Source organism: Streptococcus mitis (assembly GCF_013305725.1).
GTDB classification, from domain to species: Bacteria; Bacillota; Bacilli; order Lactobacillales; family Streptococcaceae; genus Streptococcus; species Streptococcus mitis_BO.
The window spans coordinates 1,477,865-1,495,910 of sequence record NZ_CP047883.1 but is presented as its reverse complement, the minus strand read 5'-3'; the positions used below and the strand labels follow the sequence as shown (position 1 = coordinate 1,495,910).

The 18,046-nt window shown below is 41.1% G+C and carries 19 protein-coding genes and 3 riboswitches; of the genes, 18 read left to right on the top strand and 1 reads right to left on the bottom strand.

What is annotated here, in order from left to right; translation table 11 throughout:
- From M594_RS07330 to thiE (M594_RS07260), 15 genes are all read left to right on the top strand, one after another.
- Positions 1 to 1,059: a UDP-N-acetylglucosamine--N-acetylmuramyl-(pentapeptide) pyrophosphoryl-undecaprenol N-acetylglucosamine transferase gene (locus tag M594_RS07330; RefSeq protein WP_173876384.1), complete on the top strand. Its 1,059-nt coding sequence runs from the start codon at positions 1 to 3 to the stop codon at positions 1,057 to 1,059.
- A 9-nt stretch (positions 1,060 to 1,068) separates the two neighbouring features.
- Positions 1,069 to 2,301 carry a cell division protein FtsQ/DivIB gene (locus M594_RS07325; RefSeq protein ID WP_173876383.1) on the top strand — a complete coding sequence of 411 codons (1,233 nt, stop codon included), beginning with the start codon at positions 1,069 to 1,071 and terminating at the stop codon, positions 2,299 to 2,301.
- 232 nt (positions 2,302 to 2,533) lie between these two features.
- Positions 2,534 to 3,229 carry an orotidine-5'-phosphate decarboxylase gene (pyrF, locus tag M594_RS07320; protein WP_173876382.1) on the top strand — a complete coding sequence of 232 codons (696 nt, stop codon included), beginning with the start codon at positions 2,534 to 2,536 and terminating at the stop codon, positions 3,227 to 3,229.
- 39 nt (positions 3,230 to 3,268) lie between these two features.
- Positions 3,269 to 3,901: an orotate phosphoribosyltransferase gene (gene pyrE / locus M594_RS07315; RefSeq protein ID WP_173876381.1), complete on the top strand. Its 633-nt coding sequence runs from the start codon at positions 3,269 to 3,271 to the stop codon at positions 3,899 to 3,901.
- A gap of 233 nt (positions 3,902 to 4,134) precedes the next feature.
- Positions 4,135 to 5,271, top strand: coding sequence for an L-lactate oxidase (lctO, locus tag M594_RS07310; RefSeq protein WP_000120714.1), 1,137 nt, complete (start codon positions 4,135 to 4,137; stop codon positions 5,269 to 5,271).
- A gap of 148 nt (positions 5,272 to 5,419) precedes the next feature.
- Positions 5,420 to 5,508: riboswitch (TPP riboswitch) on the top strand.
- Between the two features lie 215 nt (positions 5,509 to 5,723).
- Positions 5,724 to 6,392, top strand: a complete 669-nt coding sequence (locus tag M594_RS07305; RefSeq protein WP_173876380.1) for a TenA family protein — start codon at positions 5,724 to 5,726, stop codon at positions 6,390 to 6,392.
- Positions 6,393 to 6,519: 127 nt separating this feature from the next.
- A complete protein-coding gene (thiM, locus tag M594_RS07300; RefSeq protein ID WP_173876379.1) occupies positions 6,520 to 7,302 on the top strand; it encodes a hydroxyethylthiazole kinase in 783 nt (260 codons plus the stop codon).
- Between the two features lies 1 nt (position 7,303).
- A complete protein-coding gene (gene thiE, locus M594_RS07295) occupies positions 7,304 to 7,933 on the top strand; it encodes a thiamine phosphate synthase (RefSeq protein ID WP_173876378.1) in 630 nt (209 codons plus the stop codon).
- A 213-nt stretch (positions 7,934 to 8,146) separates the two neighbouring features.
- A riboswitch (TPP riboswitch) is annotated at positions 8,147 to 8,235 on the top strand.
- Between the two features lie 159 nt (positions 8,236 to 8,394).
- Positions 8,395 to 8,955, top strand: coding sequence for an ECF transporter S component (locus tag M594_RS07290; protein WP_150922299.1), 561 nt, complete (start codon positions 8,395 to 8,397; stop codon positions 8,953 to 8,955).
- Positions 8,956 to 10,341 (top strand): ATP-binding cassette domain-containing protein, encoded by a 1,386-nt coding sequence (locus tag M594_RS07285; protein ID WP_150922300.1) that lies wholly within the window; start codon positions 8,956 to 8,958, stop codon positions 10,339 to 10,341.
- Position 10,342: 1 nt separating this feature from the next.
- Positions 10,343 to 10,993: an energy-coupling factor transporter transmembrane component T gene (locus tag M594_RS07280; protein ID WP_173876377.1), complete on the top strand. Its 651-nt coding sequence runs from the start codon at positions 10,343 to 10,345 to the stop codon at positions 10,991 to 10,993.
- Between the two features lie 10 nt (positions 10,994 to 11,003).
- Positions 11,004 to 11,696 (top strand): thiaminase II, encoded by a 693-nt coding sequence (gene tenA / locus M594_RS07275; protein WP_173876376.1) that lies wholly within the window; start codon positions 11,004 to 11,006, stop codon positions 11,694 to 11,696.
- A gap of 4 nt (positions 11,697 to 11,700) precedes the next feature.
- Positions 11,701 to 12,225, top strand: coding sequence for an energy coupling factor transporter S component ThiW (gene thiW, locus M594_RS07270; protein ID WP_050236841.1), 525 nt, complete (start codon positions 11,701 to 11,703; stop codon positions 12,223 to 12,225).
- Entirely contained in the window at positions 12,225 to 13,028 is an 804-nt protein-coding gene (locus M594_RS07265; RefSeq protein ID WP_173876375.1) for a hydroxyethylthiazole kinase, read from the top strand. The genes thiW and M594_RS07265 overlap by 1 nt, the downstream gene beginning before the upstream one ends.
- Positions 13,021 to 13,653 carry a thiamine phosphate synthase gene (gene thiE, locus M594_RS07260; protein WP_173876374.1) on the top strand — a complete coding sequence of 211 codons (633 nt, stop codon included), beginning with the start codon at positions 13,021 to 13,023 and terminating at the stop codon, positions 13,651 to 13,653. The genes M594_RS07265 and thiE (M594_RS07260) overlap by 8 nt, the downstream gene beginning before the upstream one ends.
- 159 nt (positions 13,654 to 13,812) lie before the next feature.
- Here thiE (M594_RS07260) and thiD read toward each other — a convergent pair whose 3' ends face one another.
- On the bottom strand, positions 13,813 to 14,604 hold the full coding sequence (thiD, locus tag M594_RS07255; protein WP_173876373.1) for a bifunctional hydroxymethylpyrimidine kinase/phosphomethylpyrimidine kinase: 792 nt from the start codon (positions 14,602 to 14,604) through the stop codon (positions 13,813 to 13,815).
- An 83-nt stretch (positions 14,605 to 14,687) separates the two neighbouring features.
- Positions 14,688 to 14,785, bottom strand: a riboswitch (TPP riboswitch).
- Between the two features lie 183 nt (positions 14,786 to 14,968).
- Between thiD and M594_RS07250 the strand changes: the two genes are divergently transcribed.
- From M594_RS07250 to M594_RS07240, 3 genes are read left to right on the top strand one after another with little or no spacing between them, the layout of a single operon-like run.
- Positions 14,969 to 15,364: a CopY/TcrY family copper transport repressor gene (locus tag M594_RS07250; protein ID WP_173876372.1), complete on the top strand. Its 396-nt coding sequence runs from the start codon at positions 14,969 to 14,971 to the stop codon at positions 15,362 to 15,364.
- Positions 15,365 to 15,374: 10 nt separating this feature from the next.
- Positions 15,375 to 15,746: a cupredoxin domain-containing protein gene (locus M594_RS07245; protein WP_049516547.1), complete on the top strand. Its 372-nt coding sequence runs from the start codon at positions 15,375 to 15,377 to the stop codon at positions 15,744 to 15,746.
- Between the two features lie 9 nt (positions 15,747 to 15,755).
- Positions 15,756 to 17,999, top strand: a complete 2,244-nt coding sequence (locus M594_RS07240) for a heavy metal translocating P-type ATPase (RefSeq protein WP_173876371.1) — start codon at positions 15,756 to 15,758, stop codon at positions 17,997 to 17,999.
- Positions 18,000 to 18,046 lie beyond the last annotated feature (47 nt).

Genomic DNA, 18,046 nt, shown 5'->3' with positions numbered 1-18,046 from the left:
ATGAAAAAAATTGTCTTTACAGGTGGGGGGACGGTTGGACACGTGACCCTCAATCTTTTATTGATGCCCAAGTTCATCGAAGATGGATGGGAAGTCCACTATATCGGAGACAAGCGTGGTATTGAACACCAAGAAATCCTCAAGTCGGGTCTAGATGTCACCTTCCATTCCATTGCGACTGGAAAATTGCGTCGTTATTTCTCTTGGCAAAATATGCTGGATGTCTTCAAAGTTGCTTGGGGAATTGTACAATCGCTCTTTATCATGTTACGAATTCGTCCGCAGGCTCTTTTTTCAAAGGGGGGCTTTGTCTCTGTACCGCCTGTTATCGCAGCGCGTGTGTCAGGAGTGCCTGTCTTTATTCACGAATCTGACCTGTCTATGGGCTTGGCCAATAAAATCGCTTATAAATTTGCGACGAAGATGTATTCAACCTTTGAGCAAGCTTCAAGTTTGTCTAAGGTCGAGCATGTGGGGGCAGTGACCAAGGTTTCAGACCAAAAAAGTCCAGAACCAGATGAATTGGTGGATATTCAAACTCACTTTAATCCCAAATTGCCAACAGTATTGTTTGTTGGTGGTTCTGCAGGCGCTCGTGTCTTTAACCAATTGGTGACAGACCATAAGAAAGAACTGACAGAACGCTACAATATTATCAATCTAACTGGAGATTCTAGCCTGAACGAGTTGAGCCAAAATCTTTTTCGTGTTGACTATGTGACCAATCTCTATCAACCCTTGATGGAATTGGCTGATATTGTTGTGACACGTGGTGGTGCCAATACGATTTTTGAGCTTTTGGCCATGGCAAAATTGCATGTTATTGTGCCGCTTGGTCGTGAAGCTAGTCGTGGTGACCAGATTGAAAATGCAGCTTACTTTGTAAAAAAAGGCTATGCAGAAGAACTTCAAGAAAGCGATTTGACCTTGGACAGTTTAGAAGAGAAGCTTTCTCATTTACTAAGTCACAAGGAAGATTACCAAGCTAAGATGAAGGCTTCAAAGGAATTGAAATCTCTAGCAGATTTTTATCAATTGTTGAAAAAAGATTTATCATAAGGAAAGTAAATGTCAAAAGATAAGAAAAATGAGGGCAAAGAAATCCTCGAAGAATTTAAAGAGTTATCAGAATGGCAGAAACGAAACCAGGAATATCTAAAAAAGAAGGCTGAGGAAGAGGCGGCCCTAGCTGAGGAGAAGGAAAAGGAAAGACAAGCTCGAATGGCTTCAAAATCTGAAAAGTCAGATGCAACTGAGGACCAAGAGAGTGAATCTGATCCAAATGACCCAAAATCAGCTAAGGATGATAATGAAGAAAAAGTAGAAGAGTCAGAAGACGTCAAAAAAGAAGTACCCAAAGAAGAACCAAAATCCAAAGAGCCGAAGAAACAGAATAAACAGGATAAAAAAATAGAGAAAAAGCCTGTAAAGGAAAAACAGGTCAAACCAAAAATCCCAGGAGTTCATATCTGGCGGGCTATCTCGATTTTGTTTCTCAGTCTGCTTTTATTGGTTGTCTCTGCCTACTTGCTCAGTCCTTATGCGACCATGAAGGATATTCGTGTTGAGGGAACAGTGCAAACTACAGATGATGATATTCGACAGGCTTCAGGCATTCAGGATTCGGATTATACGATTAACCTTCTGCTAGACAAGGCAAAATATGAAGAGCAGATCAAGTCTAACTATTGGGTTGAATCAGCTCAGCTTGTCTATCAATTTCCAACCAAGTTTACTATCAAGGTTAAGGAATATGATATTGTGGCCTACTATGTTTCTGGAGAAAGTCATTATCCAATCCTTTCAAGCGGTCAGCTCGAGACCAGTTCGGTCAGTTTGGTCAGTCTGCCAGAAACTTATATATCAGTTCTCTTTAATGACAGCGAACAAATCAAGACCTTTACGTCAGAACTTGCTCAAATTAGTCCAGAACTCAAGGCGGCTATCCAGAAGGTGGAATTAGCCCCAAGCAAGGTCACATCAGATTTAATTCGATTGACTATGAATGATTCGGACGAAGTTTTGGTTCCTCTTTCTGAAATGAGTAAGAAACTGCCTTATTACAGTAAGATTAAACCTCAATTGTCAGAACCAAGTGTGATTGACATGGAAGCTGGAATTTACAGTTACACTGTGGCGGATAAATTAATTATGGAGGCTGAGGAAAAAGCCAAACAAGAGGCTAAGGAAGCTGAGAAGAAAAAGCTAGAAGAACAAAAGAATAAATTGGAAGAAGAGAAGAAAAAGCTGGAGGAAGAGAGCAATCAAAACCAAACGACCCAGCGTTCATCGCGTCGCTAGGTTTATCTTTTCTTTCATAGTTCTTCAGAGACCATGTTTTTACTTGACAAGTGCTAGTAGAAATAATAGAATAGTAAAAAACCTTTAAAGCAGTCCAGAGAGGCAGCTAAGGTTAGACGCTGAAAGGGTGGAGACTACCCATTTTTCGTGGAACCTTGCTGTTGGCAGGTTCCTTTTTTCGTGGCTTCTGTTGCCCAGACTCTCTCACTAGCAAAGGTAAAAGGAGAAACCTATGCGAGAACATCGTCCAGTCATTGCTCTTGATTTTCCTAGTTTTGATGAGGTCAAGGAATTTTTAGCTCTTTTCCCAGCAGAAGAAAGCCTTTATCTCAAGGTAGGGATGGAGCTTTATTACGCAACGGGTCCTGAGATTGTGTCCTACTTGAAAGGTCTGGGTCACAGTGTCTTTTTGGATCTTAAACTTCATGACATTCCCAATACAGTCAAATCAGCCATGAAGGTCCTGTCTCAGCTTGGTGTGGATATGACCAATGTTCATGCGGCTGGTGGTGTAGAGATGATGAAGGCTGCGCGTGAAGGTATTGGAAGTCAAGCAAAATTGATCGCTGTAACTCAGCTCACATCAACGTCAGAAGCTCAGATGCAGGACTTTCAAAATATCCAAACCAGTCTGCAAGAGTCTGTAATACATTATGCCAAGAAGACAGCTGAAGCTGGCTTGGATGGTGTCGTTTGCTCGGCTCAGGAAGTGCAAGTCATCAAGCAGGCCACCAATCCAGATTTTATCTGTCTGACACCGGGCATTCGTCCTCAGGGAGTAGCGATTGGAGACCAAAAACGTGTGATGACGCCAGCAGATGCCTATCAAATCGGCAGTGACTATATCGTAGTGGGACGTCCCATTACCCAAGCTGAGGATCCTGTTGCAGCTTATCATGCCATCAAGGATGAATGGAACCAAGACTAGAATCAAAGAAATAGATTAGAAAAACAAAAGGAGAAGACCATGACACTTGCTAAAGATATCGCTAGCCACCTCTTGAAAATCCAAGCCGTTTACCTCAAACCAGAGGAGCCTTTCACTTGGGCATCTGGTATCAAGTCACCGATTTACACGGATAATCGTGTGACACTAGCCTATCCAGAAACTCGTACCCTAATTGAAAATGGCTTTGTGGAAGCTATTAAAGAAGCCTTTCCAGAGGTAGAAGTCATTGCAGGAACTGCGACAGCTGGGATTCCACACGGAGCTATCATTGCTGATAAGATGAACTTGCCTTTTGCTTACATTCGTAGCAAACCAAAAGACCACGGAGCTGGTAATCAAATCGAAGGCCGCGTAGCTCAGGGTCAAAAAATGGTAGTGGTTGAAGACCTTATTTCAACAGGTGGTTCTGTTCTTGAAGCTGTAGCAGCTGCTAAACGAGAAGGAGCAGAGGTCCTCGGTGTTGTAGCGATTTTCAGCTACCAATTGCCAAAAGCAGATAAGAACTTCTCAGATGCAGGTGTCAAACTTGTGACGCTTTCTAACTACAGTGAATTGATTCATCTAGCCCAAGAAGAAGGTTACATCACACCAGAAGGCCTCGACCTTCTAAAAAGATTTAAAGAAGACCAAGAAAATTGGCAAAATGCCTAAAACATAGAAAATCAGGTAGTCACTAGGATTACCTGATTTTGTTTTTTAGACTAGAAAATGAAAAGATTATTTGAATTTCCATAACTTAAGAAAGTTTATCATTTTTAATTATCTCTGTAAAATGATTGAAAGTATGAAATTTCCAAACAAAATATTTGAAAAGTTTTGAAAAAAGAGTTAAGATATTTTTGTAATATACAAAGTAAACGCTTACTTATTAAGGAGGGCATTTTATGTCATACAAAACAAGCAATGCAGAAGGTCATGTAGATTTCATCAATACCTATGATTTGGAGCCAATGGCACAACAAGTTATTCCTAAAGCAGCATTTGGCTATATCGCTAGTGGAGCGGAAGATACTTTCACTTTACGTGAGAATATTCGTGCCTTTAACCACAAACTCATCGTTCCGCATACGCTTTGTGATGTTGAAAATCCAAGTACAGAGATTGAATTTGCAGGTGAAAAATTGTCTTCACCAATCATTATGGCGCCTGTTGCAGCTCATAAATTAGCAAACGAACAGGGTGAAGTGGCGACTGCGCGTGGTGTGCATGAGTTTGGGTCTCTTTATACAACTAGCTCTTACTCTACTGTCGATCTTCCAGAAATTACAGAAGCCCTTCAAGGGACACCTCACTGGTTCCAATTTTACTTTAGTAAGGATGACGGTATCAACCGCCATATCATGGACCGTGTGAAGGCTGAAGGTTATAAAGCGATTGTCTTGACAGCAGATGCGACTGTAGGAGGCAATCGTGAGGTGGACAAGCGTAATGGTTTTGTCTTCCCAGTTGGCATGCCGATTGTTGAGGAATATCTACCAGAAGGTGCTGGTAAATCAATGGACTTTGTTTACAAATCAGCTAAACAACGCTTGTCTCCACGTGATGTAGAATTTATCGCTGAATACTCAGGACTTCCTGTTTATGTCAAGGGACCACAATGCCGTGAGGACGTTGAACGTTCGCTTGCTGCGGGAGCTTCTGGTATCTGGGTAACCAACCACGGTGGCCGCCAAATCGACGGTGGACCAGCTGCCTTTGACTCACTTCAAGAAGTAGCAGAAGCAGTTGACAAACGTGTGCCAATCGTCTTTGACTCAGGTATTCGTCGTGGTCAACACGTCTTTAAAGCCTTGGCTTCAGGAGCAGACTTGGTAGCTATTGGTCGCCCTGTCATCTATGGTTTGGCTCTCGGTGGTAGTGTTGGTGTACGTCAAGTCTTTGAACACTTGAATGCAGAATTGAAGACAGTTATGCAATTATCTGGAACTCAGACTATTGAAGATGTCAAACACTTCAAACTCCGTCACAACCCATACAACCCAACCTTCCCAGTTGACCCACGCGACTTAAAATTGTATTGATAAAAGAGATTGCCTCCACTTGATGTGGAGGTTTTTCTTCGTCTATAGGAAGAATAAATCACCATTAAAAACTATATAAATATATTTTCTAATCAAATATCTTGCTAGGGCTTTCATTTTTTGCTATACTGGTGCAGTAATTAAATAACAAAGACATTTGGGGTGCTTTAAGCTGAGATGATACCCATTGAACCTGATACAGTTAAGACTGGCGAAGGGAAATGTGAACAGTTTTTTTCGTATGGCGAAATGAACGATCGAATCTTGTAAGTCAACTCTAATTCTTGATTGTAATTGGAGTTTTTTTGTTTATATAAGCTGGATGAATGTGATACAAAGCATTTAGATAGCTCTTCTTGAACGCCCTTGATTTTCTTTAAAAAGGTCAAGTAAAACTAGGATTTTCTTGATGTTTTGTCGATTACGAACGAATAAAGAGAGGAAAAGTAAATATGAAAACACAAGACTATGCATTTGAGCCAGGTTTGATTGTTGGAGAATTATTAAAAAGCAGTCAGAAGGATTGGCAGGATGCAATCAATCATCGTTTTGTTCAGGAACTTTTTGCGGGGACAATTGAGAATAAGGTTTTAAAAGAATACCTAATTCAAGATTATCACTTCTTTGATGCCTTCTTATCCATGCTGGGTGCCTGCGTAGCTCACGCAGACCAACTTGAATCTAAGCTTCGTTTTGCCAAGCAACTAGGCTTTCTTGAAGCAGATGAAGACGGTTATTTCCAAAAGACTTTCAAAGAGTTAAAAGTATCTGAGAATGACTATCTGGAAGTGACCTTGCATCCTGTAACAAAAGCCTTTCAGGATTTAATGTATTCGGCAGTGGCTTCATCAGATTATGTCCATCTTTTGGTCATGTTGGTCATTGCAGAAGGTCTCTATTTAGACTGGGGTTCTAAAGATTTGGCTCTACCTGAAGCCTATATTCATTCGGAATGGATCAATCTCCACAGAGGTCCTTTCTTTGCAGAGTGGGTTCAATTTCTGGTTGACGAACTCAATCGTGTTGGGAAAAATCGAGAAGATTTGACAGAACTTCAGGAACGCTGGAATCAAGCAGTTGCTTTAGAATTAGCCTTTTTTGATATTGGTTATGACGCTTAGAGAAGGTTTAGGATATTTACAAATTTAATGAGGTAAATCATTCAATGTAAATGAAAAAATCTTAACTAAAGATAGAGATAAATTGAAATCAGTACATTGTTTAAAATTAAAAAGGAAGTATTTTAATATGACAAGTTTAAAATTATTAAAAGAAAAAGCACCATTAGTTATCTGTATCACCAATGATGTTGTAAAAAATTTCACAGCAAATGGATTAGTTGCACTGGGTGCATCACCAGCTATGAGTGAGTTTCCAGCAGATTTAGAGGATTTGTTAAAGTATGCTGGAGGTTTATTAATAAACATAGGAACATTGACAGATGAAAATTGGAAATTATACCAAGCTGCTCTGAAAATTGCAGAGAAATATAATGTTCCAGCAGTTTTAGATCCTGTAGCCTGTGGAGCAGGAGAATATAGAAAAAAAGTAGCAGATGATCTAATCAACAATTATAAACTAGCAGCGATTAGGGGAAATGCTGGCGAGATTGCCTCTTTAGTAGGGATAAATGTGGCATCTAAAGGAGTAGATAGTGCGGGAGTAGATAATATTGATGAAATTGCTCTAGCAGCAAATAAGAAGTTCAATATTCCAATAGTAGTAACAGGTGAAGTGGATGCTATTGCGGTAAATGGAGAAGTGGTAACGATTCATAATGGTAGTGCCATGATGCCAAAAGTTATTGGGACAGGATGCTTATTAGGTGCTGTAGTAGCAAGCTTTATCGGACTTGAAAAAGGTCAAGAATTGAAATCATTAGAAACAGCAATGTTGGTTTACAATATAGCTGGAGAAATGGCAGAAAAACGTCCAAATGGGCATCTTCCTGGAACATTTAAAGTTGAATTTATAAATGCCTTATACGAGATTACAGATGAAGATGTAAAGAAATTCCAAAGAGTGAAGTAAAATGTTTCATAAGGAATTATTAAAACTATATTTTATTTGTGGAACGACTACTTGCCAAGGAAAAGATCTATATACGGTCGTTGAGGAAGCCTTAAAAGGTGGTATAACCTTATTTCAATTCCGTGAAAAAGGTGAGGGAGCCCTGAAAGGTATAGAAAAAGTCGAATTAGCAATTGAACTACAGGATCTTTGTAAAAAATACAATGTCCCGTTTATTGTTAATGATGATATTGATTTGGCGATGGAAATTGACGCTGATGGCGTACATGTAGGGCAGGATGACCTTGGTGTTGATGAAATTAGAAAATTGATGCCAGATAAAATAATTGGTCTTTCTATAAAAAACGAGGAAGAATTTCAACAATCAAAAGTTGAATATGTAGATTATGTTGGTGTTGGTCCTGTATTTGATACCCAGTCAAAGGATGATGCTGGTGGTGCTATAGGTTATGAAGGTCTTAAATTGATGAGAAAACTATTGCCACAAATGCCCTTAGTTGCAATTGGGGGGATACAGACGAAACATATTAAAGACATTATGAAGACCAATGTTGACGGTGTTTCAATCATTTCAGCAATATCGTATGCAAAAAATATAGAAAAAACTGTTCGGGAAATGAGTGAACAATAGCTATCAATTTTTCCTTGGATTCTGAGGGAGTAGGATTTTCTTTTTTCTAAAAAGCTATGTCCAGATTCAGCTCAAATGGCTAATCTATCAAACAAGACATTTGGCTTTTGCAAAAGAAAGATCTGCTGTCTTTGTGAGTGCAAGTCTGTATTTCCAGTTCAATTTCTTGAACTAGAAAAAATCGTTTGTTATAATATTTATATAATTAAATAATAAAGACATTTGGGGTGCTTTAGGCTGAGATGATACCCATTGAACCTGATACAGTTAATACTGGCGAAGGGAAATGTGAAAAGGTTTTTTTCGTATGTCGAAAAGAACTGTCTAATCTTGTAAGCTAAACTCTAATTCTTGATTGTAATTGGAGTTTTTTTGTTTATCAAAAGAGGATAGGCTGGACGTTAAGCCTTTCGGTAGCTCACCTTGAATGCCCCACTTTTCTTTAAAAAAAGGAGTTTTTTATGTTGAAAAAATGGCAATTAAAAGATGTTATCTTACTTGCTTTCTTGTCTATCTTTTTTGGTGGCGTTTTTGTGGGTTCAGGCTATCTGTTTGATATCCTCACCCTGATTTTAGCACCTCTTGGTTTACAGGCCTTTGCCAATGAAATCCTCTTTGGTCTCTGGTGTATGGCTGCGCCCATTGCTGCAATCTTTGTTCCAAGAGTGGGAAGTGCAACGATTGGAGAAGTGCTAGCTGCGCTTGCTGAAGTTCTTTATGGTAGCCAATTCGGTCTAGGTGCCCTTTTGTCTGGCTTGGTTCAAGGTTTGGGAAGTGAACTTGGTTTTATCGTAACCAAGAATCGCTATGAAAGTTGGCTCTCTCTAACTGCTAATAGTATTGGGATTACGCTTGTTAGCTTTGTCTATGAATACATTAAGTTAGGTTACTACGCCTTCTCCCTTCCTTTTGTGCTTTCCTTGTTTGTGGTGCGCTTTATTTCTGTCTTTTTCTTCTGTACTATCTTGGTTCGTGCCATTGTCAAACTTTATCATCAGTTTGCAACTGGGGGCAAGGCATAGATGGGGCTGGAACTACGAGTGATTCAGTCCCCAATCTTCTCTGAGCCGATTGATTTTACTTTTCATGCGCAAGCCTTTACCTTGTTAGTTGGAAGCAGTGGTTCAGGAAAATCTAGCCTCTTTCAAATGATCGCCCAAGTCAGTTCTCTTCCCTATAGCGGTCAAGTTTTGATAGATGGGAGTGAGGTCAGTCAGCTTTCTATCGTCGAACGTGTCCAGACAGTTGGGATTCTCTTTCAAAATCCCAATCATCAATTTACCATGGAGAACTTGTTTGAGGAGCTGATTTTTACCTTGGAGAATATTGGGCATCCCGTTCAGGAAATTGATTCTAAAATAGCAGAGGTGGTTCGACAATGTCGCTGTGAGAAAATCTTGCACCGTCCAATTCATCACTTATCAGGTGGGGAAAAGCAAAAGGCTGCTTTGGCTGTTCTCTTTGCTATGAATCCTAGGGTCTATCTCTTGGATGAGCCTTTTGCTTCCATTGACCGCAAGAGTAGGATAGAGATATTGGAGATTCTAAAAGAGTTAGCCTCTAATGGGAAGGCAGTCATCCTGTGCGACCATGATTTATCTGATTATGAAGCCTATATCGACTATATGGTGGAGCTAAGAGATGGACAACTAAGGGAAGTGTTTCAAATCCCTACCTCTGAGATGACACAGGCTGTTTCAAAGGAAGTTGCTTCTAGCCCAGAACTATTCCATATGGACCGAACGACTTGTGAGCTGGATAAGCGCTCCCTCTTTTCGATTGCTGATTTTACATTTTACCAAGGGATTTCCTGTATCCTGGGTGACAATGGTGTCGGGAAATCAACCCTCTTTCGGTCTATTCTTCAATTTCAAAAGTATAAGGGGTGCATTACTTGGAAGGGTTCGGTTCTCAAAAAGAAAAAGAGCCTGTATCGTGACTTGACGGGTGTTGTTCAGGAGGCTGAGAAGCAGTTTATCCGAGTCAGTCTGCGAGAGGAACTTCAATTAGATGGACCTGATTCTGAAAGAAATCAGCGAATTTTCCAAGCTTTACGATATTTTGATTTGGAGCAGGCACTCGATAAGAGCCCCTATCAATTAAGTGGTGGCCAGCAAAAGATTCTTCAGCTCTTGACCATCTTGACTAGCAAGGCTTCTGTGATCTTGCTAGATGAACCTTTTGCAGGTTTGGATGATAGAGCTTGCCATTATTTTTGTCAGTGGATTGTGGAGGAGAGAAATCAAGGAAGAAGTTTTCTGGTCATTAGCCATCGTTTAGATCCCTTGATCTCTGTGGTTGATTATTGGATTGAGATGACTAGTCAGGGACTCAGTCATGTGAAAGAAGTGACAATTACCAAACCACTCACATCTCAGAGTAGCAATGCTCAAAGGGAGGTGAGATAGTATGGTCAAAGTAGCAACCCAGACACCGATTATCAGTCTCTTCTTGCTGATTTTATCCTTGGAAACATCTTTTATTCCTTCGATTGCTCTTAATCTCTCAGTAGTTGCATTTTGTATTCTCTTTATGCTCTATTACCGTCGATTTAAGATGTTGGCTTGGATGATTCTACTTGCCATTTTGCCATCTTTGGCCAACTACTGGGCAGTTCAGTTACACGGAGATGCTTCGCAGGCAGTCATGCTTGGAACGAGGGCCTTTGTGACCGTTTGTATTGGCCTTGTCTTTGTTTCCTCTATTTCCCTAAAAGAGCTTCTCTTGTACTTGGCTCAAAAGGGGTTATCACGCTCTTGGGCCTATGCCTTGATTGTGGTATTCAATTCCTTCCCCCTTATTCAGCAAGAAATCAAGTCCCTCAAGGAAGCTTGCTTATTACGCGGTCAAGAACTGCATTTTTGGTCTCCCTTGATTTACAGCAAGGTTCTGATGACAGTCTTTAGGTGGCGCCATCTTTACCTGAGAGCCCTGTCGGCGCATGGATATGACGAACATGCACAGGTGGAGAATAGCTATCGGACTTTTTATATTCCTAAAAAAACAAAATTAATCTACCTACTTTTCTTTTTATTGCTTCAAACCAGTCTATTTTTATAAAGGAGTTATTATGGAATTTACAGATATTGCGATGGAATTATCCAAGGAAGCTTGGCAGGCGTCCTTTCATCACCCCTTTGTTTTACAGTTGCAAGAGGGAAATTTAGAACCTGCAATTTTCCGCTACTACTTGATTCAGGATGCTTACTATCTTAAGGCCTTCTCAGAAGCCTATCATCTCTTGGCTGAAAAGACTTCAAACCAAGAGATGAAGAGACTCTTGAAACAAAATGCTCAGAGTCTAGTGGAGGGTGAGTTATTTATCCGCCAACAATTTTTCAAGGAATTGGAAATCAGCGATCAGGAAATGGAGCAACATCCAATCGCTCCAACCTGCTATCATTATATCTCTCATATTTATCGGCAATTTGAAGAAGCAAATCAAGCCATCGCTTTTGCAAGTTTGCTGCCTTGTCCTTGGTTATACCATGATATAGGCAAATCCCTTAATCTTAAACCATCACCAAATCCTCTCTACCAACAATGGATTGAAACTTATATTACGGATGAGTTGGAGCAGCAGATCAGAGAGGAAGAGGCTCTGGCCAATCAACTCTATCGAGAAAGTGACGAGACAGACAAGAAAAAAATGCTAGAAGCCTTCCACATCAGTGTTCATATGGAAGCTAAGTTTTGGGAAATGGCCTACCAACACCAGACATGGAAGAGTGATTTACAGTCTTTAGAAACAGGAGAAGAATAGAAACATGAGAAAGCACCAATTACAAGTTCACAAATTAACTATTTTATCCATGATGATTGCCCTTGATGTAGTCCTTACACCTATCTTTCGGATTGAGGGAATGGCACCGATGTCCAGTGTAGTCAATATTCTAGCAGGAATCATGATGGGACCTGTTTATGCTTTGGCTATGGCTACAGTCACAGCCTTTATCCGTATGACGACACAAGGGATTCCGCCTTTAGCTCTCACAGGAGCGACTTTTGGAGCCCTTCTAGCAGGTCTCTTTTATAAGTATGGTCGAAAATTTTACTTTTCTGCCTTGGGAGAAATTTTGGGAACAGGTATTATTGGTTCAATTGTTTCCTATCCTGTTATGGTACTCTTTACAGGATCAGCCGCTAAGCTTAGCTGGTTTATCTACACTCCTCGATTTTTCGGAGCAACCTTGATTGGTACAGCGATTTCCTTTATTGCCTTTCGATTTTTAATCAAGCAGGAATTCTTTAAAAAAGTGCAGGGATATTTCTTTGCTGAAAGGATAGACTGATGCTGGAATTATCAAATCCTTTTCCTATAGGCTCTAGTTCCCTCATTCACTGTATTACCAATGAGATTTCTTGTGAGATGCTAGCAAATGGGATTTTGGCTCTGGGATGCAAACCTGTCATGGCAGATGACCCTCGTGAGGTTCTTGATTTTACTAAGCAAAGCCAGGCACTCTTCATCAATTTGGGGCATTTGTCAGCTGAGAAGGAAAAAGCAATCCGTATGGCAGCTTCTTATGCAGCTCAAGCTGGTCTCCCAATGGTAGTAGATGCGGTTGGCGTAACAGCTTCATCCATTCGTAAGAGATTAGTTAAAGACCTTTTAGACTATATACCTACGGTCCTTAAAGGAAACATGTCGGAAATTCGAAGTCTTGTTGGCTTAAAACACCACGGCGTTGGGGTCGATGCGAGTGCTAAAGATCAAGAAACTGAGGATTTACTTCAAGTCTTGAAAGACTGGTGTCAGCTTTATCCTGGCATGTCATTCTTAGTCACTGGCCTCAAGGACCTCATCGTTTCAGAAAATCAAGTTGCTGTATTGGGAAATGGCTGTGCAGAATTAGACTGGATAACAGGGACGGGAGATTTGGTTGGAGCCTTGACAGCCGTTTTTCTCAGCCAAGGAAAAACGGCCTTTGAAGCTTCTTGCCTAGCAGTTTCTTACCTCAATATCTCTGCCGAGAGAATATTTGTACAAGGAATGGGATTGGAAGAATTTCGTTATCAAGTTCTCAATCAGCTCTCTCTTCTAAAAAGAGATGAAAATTGGCTAGATGGCATCAAAGGAGATATTTATGAATAGAGAAGCACTTAGACTGTATCTGGTAACCAATCGCTACCAAGATTCCTTGGAAAGTTTTCTTGAAAAGATTGAGACGGCTTGCCGTTCAGGGGTTACCATCATCCAACTACGAGAAAAAAATCTCACTACCAATCAATATTATCAACTGGCAAAACAAGTCAAGGAAATAACAGAAGCCTATCAGGTACCCTTGATAATCGATGATCGTTTGGATGTTTGTCTTGCAGTCGATGCTGCAGGTCTGCATATCGGAGACGATGAGCTACCAGTTTCGGTTGCCAGACAAGTCTTGGGCCCTGAAAAAATCCTTGGGGTCACAGCTAAAACAGTAAAAAGAGCCCTCGAGGCAGAAGAAGGAGGGGCGAATTACTTGGGGACAGGAGCCATTTTCCCAACAACCACCAAGGAAAATGCGCCTATCACCCTGATTTCAACCTTGAAGACAATTTGCCAAAGGGTTGCCATTCCAGTAGTTGCTATTGGCGGCTTGACATCAGAGAATATTGACCAACTTATCGGCACGGGTATAGCTGGTGTAGCTGTCGTGCGTGATTTGATGCAGGCAGAAGATATAGAGGCAAAAACACAAGCTTTTTTGACAAAGTTGGATGATATTATTTTCTAATTAATACTAAATGAAAATCACAGAGCAAACTAGGAAGCTAGTCACAGGTTGCTCAAAGCACAGCTTTGAGGTTGTAGATAAAGCTGACGTAGTTTGAAGAGATTTTCGAGGACTATAAAAACTCTCTAATTCCCTTAAAGTGGGAACTAGAGAGTTTTTTTAATCTTTAAAGCTTGTATGGTTGACTGGGCCAGAACCATGACCGAGTTGAGGGGCGTCTTGGATAGCTTTCGTGATAAAGGCCTTGGCTTTATCGACTGCTTGATAGAGGGTTTTCCCCTTGGCTAGTTCAGCAGTAATCACTGCAGCAAAGGTACATCCAGTACCATGGGTGTGACAGGTTTGAATTCTTGGGCTTTCCCAGACAAATTGGTCATCCTTGGTAAAGAGGAAGTCTTTGGCACCGCCTTCGAGATGGCCACCTTTGATGACCACAGACTGAGGACCAAATTCTTTTAAAATCAGGCGACCAGCACGCTCCATGTCTTCGGGATCATGGATTGAAAAACCAACAATCTCTTCTGCCTCAGGAAGATTGGGTGTGATGATGGTAGCAAGTGGAAGCAGGTTTGTTTTTAGGTAGCTTCTGGCACTGGTATCAATCAGGGTGTCTCCGCTCGTAGCGACCATAACAGGGTCAAGGACGTAGGGACAGTCCAGCTTTTTAAGATAGGGCTGGATGATTTCCATGATTTCGGTAGTTGCCAACATCCCAGTTTTTACAGCCTGAGGCTTGATATCCGAAAAGACACTCTCCAATTGGGCTTTCAACATTTGAGGAGAAACGTGCTCGATTAATTGAACGCCTCTGGTATTTTGAGCGACAAGACTGGTTACAACGGCCATTCCATAGACATCTCTAGCTTGGAATGACTTTAAATCAGCCATAATGCCAGCACCACCACTAGGGTCAGTCCCTGCAATGGTCAAAGCAACGGGTAAATAAGTCATCTAAAACCTCCCAACCAACTGAAGTTTGTATTCTTAAGAACAAGCTGGTCAGTTTTAGAAAAGTAATAGAAGACTGCTAGTCCCCATTATCAATTCCACTTCCATCAGCTAGCATTACCTAGATTGAGTCAAAGGGTCTAACAGTCGTTAATCTCAGCTTTACGCACCCCTAGTGGTTGTTTTCTTTTTTCTTTAGTATAGCATATTTTTATAGTTTATATAGTAAAATTTGACTGCAAATCCTTTATCATATTGTTAAGATTCTATTTTTCGCAGAAAAGATTAATTTCATAGTTGACAAATGTAGATTTTAAGGGTATACTGATAATTGTAATTGACAAATGTAGATTTTGGAGGTGTGATTATGCAGATTTCAGATGCAGAATGGCAGGTCATGAAGATTATTTGGATGCAAGGGGAGCAGACCAGTATGGATTTGATCAGGGTTCTGGCGGAGCGGTTCGACTGGTCCAAGTCGACCATTCAAACTCTTTTGGCTCGTTTGGTTGAGAAAGAGTGTTTGACTCGGAAAAAAGAAGGCAAGTCCTTTGTCTATTCAGCCCTTTTAACTTTGGATCAAAGTCGAGACTTGCTTGTTAAAGATATCAAGGACAAGGTTTGTTCTCGTAGGATTAAGAACTTGTTGGCTGATTTGATTGCTGAATGTGATTTTACTCAGGCTGACTTAGAAGACTTGGAAGCTGTGATTTCTGAGAAGAAATCAAGCGCTGTAACAGAAGTAAAATGTAATTGTATGTAAAGGAGACGTCATGTTAAATAGCATTGTAACTATTATTTGTATTGCCCTTATCGCGTTTATCTTGTTTTGGTTTTTCAAAAAGCCTGAAAAATCTGGACAAAAGGCCCAGCAAAAAAACGGCTACCAAGAGATTCGAGTGGATGTCATGGGTGGCTATACGCCTGAGTTGATTATCCTCAAGAAATCAGTGCCAGCCCGCATTGTCTTTGACCGTAAGGACCCTTCACCCTGTCTGGACCAAATTGTTTTTCCAGACTTTGGTGTACATGCGGACCTGCCAATGGGTGAAGAGTATGTAGTGGAAATCACGCCTGAGCAGGCTGGAGAGTATGGTTTCTCTTGTGGCATGAATATGATGCACGGTAAGATGATTGTAGAATAGGAGAATGATATGACTGAAATTGTAAAAGCAAGTCTTGAAAATGGTGTTCAAAAAATTAGTATCACGGCAGACAAAGGCTACCATCCAGCTCATATACAGCTTCAAAAAGGGATTCCAGCTGAGATTACCTTTCATCGAGTAACTCCTTCAAACTGTTACAAGGAAATTCTGTTTGAAGAAGAAGGCATCTTGGAACCAATCGGCGTAGATGAGGAGAAAGTCATTCGTTTTACACCTCAAGAATTAGGTCAACATGAATTTTCTTGTGGCATGAAGATGCAAAAGGGAAGTTATACAGTCGTTGAGAAGACTCGAAAATCTCTATCACTTTTACAGCGTTTTTGGATTACTAGTATCTTTACTGTGCCTCTTGTGATCCTCATGATTGGGATGTCGACAGGAGGAATTAGTCACCAAGTCATGCGTTGGGGCACCTTTTTAGCCACAACACCGATTATGCTAGTAGCAGGTGGTCCTTATATCCAAAGTGCTTGGGCTAGTTTTAAAAAGCACAATGCCAACATGGATACCTTGGTTGCTCTGGGAACCCTAGTGGCCTATTTCTATAGCTTAGTTGCCCTCTTCGCTGGCCTCCCCGTTTACTTTGAAAGTGCTGCCTTTATCTTCTTCTTCGTTCTTATGGGAGCCGTTTTTGAGGAGAAAATGCGGAAAAATACTTCCCAAGCTGTGGAGAAATTACTTGACTTGCAGGCTAAAACTGCAGAAGTCTTGCGTGAGGATAACTATGTTCAAGTCCCTTTGGAGCAAGTCAAGGTAGGTGACCTGATTCGAGTGCGTCCCGGTGAAAAGATTGCGGTTGATGGTGTCGTAGTAGAAGGTATCTCTAGTATTGATGAGTCTATGGTGACTGGTGAGAGTCTGCCTGTGGACAAGACAGTTGGAGATACCGTCATTGGTTCAACCATCAATAATAGTGGAACACTTGTTTTTAGAGCAGAAAAAGTTGGTTCAGAGACTGTTTTGGCTCAGATTGTGGATTTTGTGAAGAAAGCTCAAACCAGTCGTGCACCGATTCAGGACTTGACGGATAAAATTTCAGGGATTTTTGTCCCAGCAGTTGTCATTTTAGGGATTGTGACCTTTTGGGTTTGGTTCGTCTTGCTCAGGGATAGTGTAGTTGTGCTTGGAGCGAGCTTTGTGTCTTCGCTTCTCTATGGAGTAGCAGTTCTGATTATTGCCTGCCCTTGTGCATTGGGACTTGCAACACCGACAGCCCTTATGGTGGGGACAGGTCGCAGTGCCAAGATGGGAGTTCTCCTCAAAAATGGAACGGTTCTACAGGAAATCCAGAAAGTCCAAACCATTGTCTTTGATAAAACAGGGACTTTGACTGAAGGGAAACCTGTGGTCACAGATATCATCGGAGACGAAGTAGAAGTGCTTGGATTGGCAGCTTCCTTGGAAGAAGCTTCTCAACACCCACTGGCTGAAGCCGTTGTGAAACGAGCGAGTGAAGCTGGACTTGAGCTTCAAACTGTTGAAAATTTCCAAGCCTTGCACGGAAAAGGTGTTTCAGGGCAAATCAATGGAAAACAAGTTCTGCTTGGAAATGCTAAAATGCTGGATGGCATGAACATTTCTAGCACTTATCAAGAAAAACTAGAAGAACTGGAAAAAGAAGCTAAGACAGTTGTTTTCTTAGCTGTGGACAATGAAATCAAAGGCTTGCTTGCTCTGCAAGATATTCCTAAGGAAAATGCTAAGCTTGCCATCAGTCAGTTGAAAAAACGAGGTCTTAAAACAGTCATGCTGACAGGAGACAATGCAGGTGTGGCGCGTGCTATTGCAGATCAAATCGGAATCGAAGAGGTCATTGCAGGTGTCTTGCCAGAAGAAAAAGCCCATGAAATCCATAAACTACAAGTGGCTGGCAAAGTAGCCTTTGTTGGTGATGGTATCAATGATGCTCCTGCCCTCAGTGTAGCGGATGTGGGAATTGCTATGGGAGCTGGAACAGATATTGCCATCGAATCAGCAGATTTGGTGTTGACAACCAATAATCTCTTAGGCGTGGTGCGTGCCTTTGACATGAGTAAGAAAACCTTTAATCGTATTCTGCTCAATCTTTTCTGGGCCTTTATCTACAATGTCGCCGGAATTCCGATTGCAGCAGGAGTCTTTTCAGGTGTTGGACTGGCTCTCAACCCAGAACTTGCAGGTCTAGCCATGGCCTTTAGTTCTGTATCCGTTCTGACCAGTTCACTCTTACTAAACTTTAGTAAAATAGACTAAAAGCGGGCTTGCTCGCTTTTTATACTCTTCAAAAATCTCTTCCAACC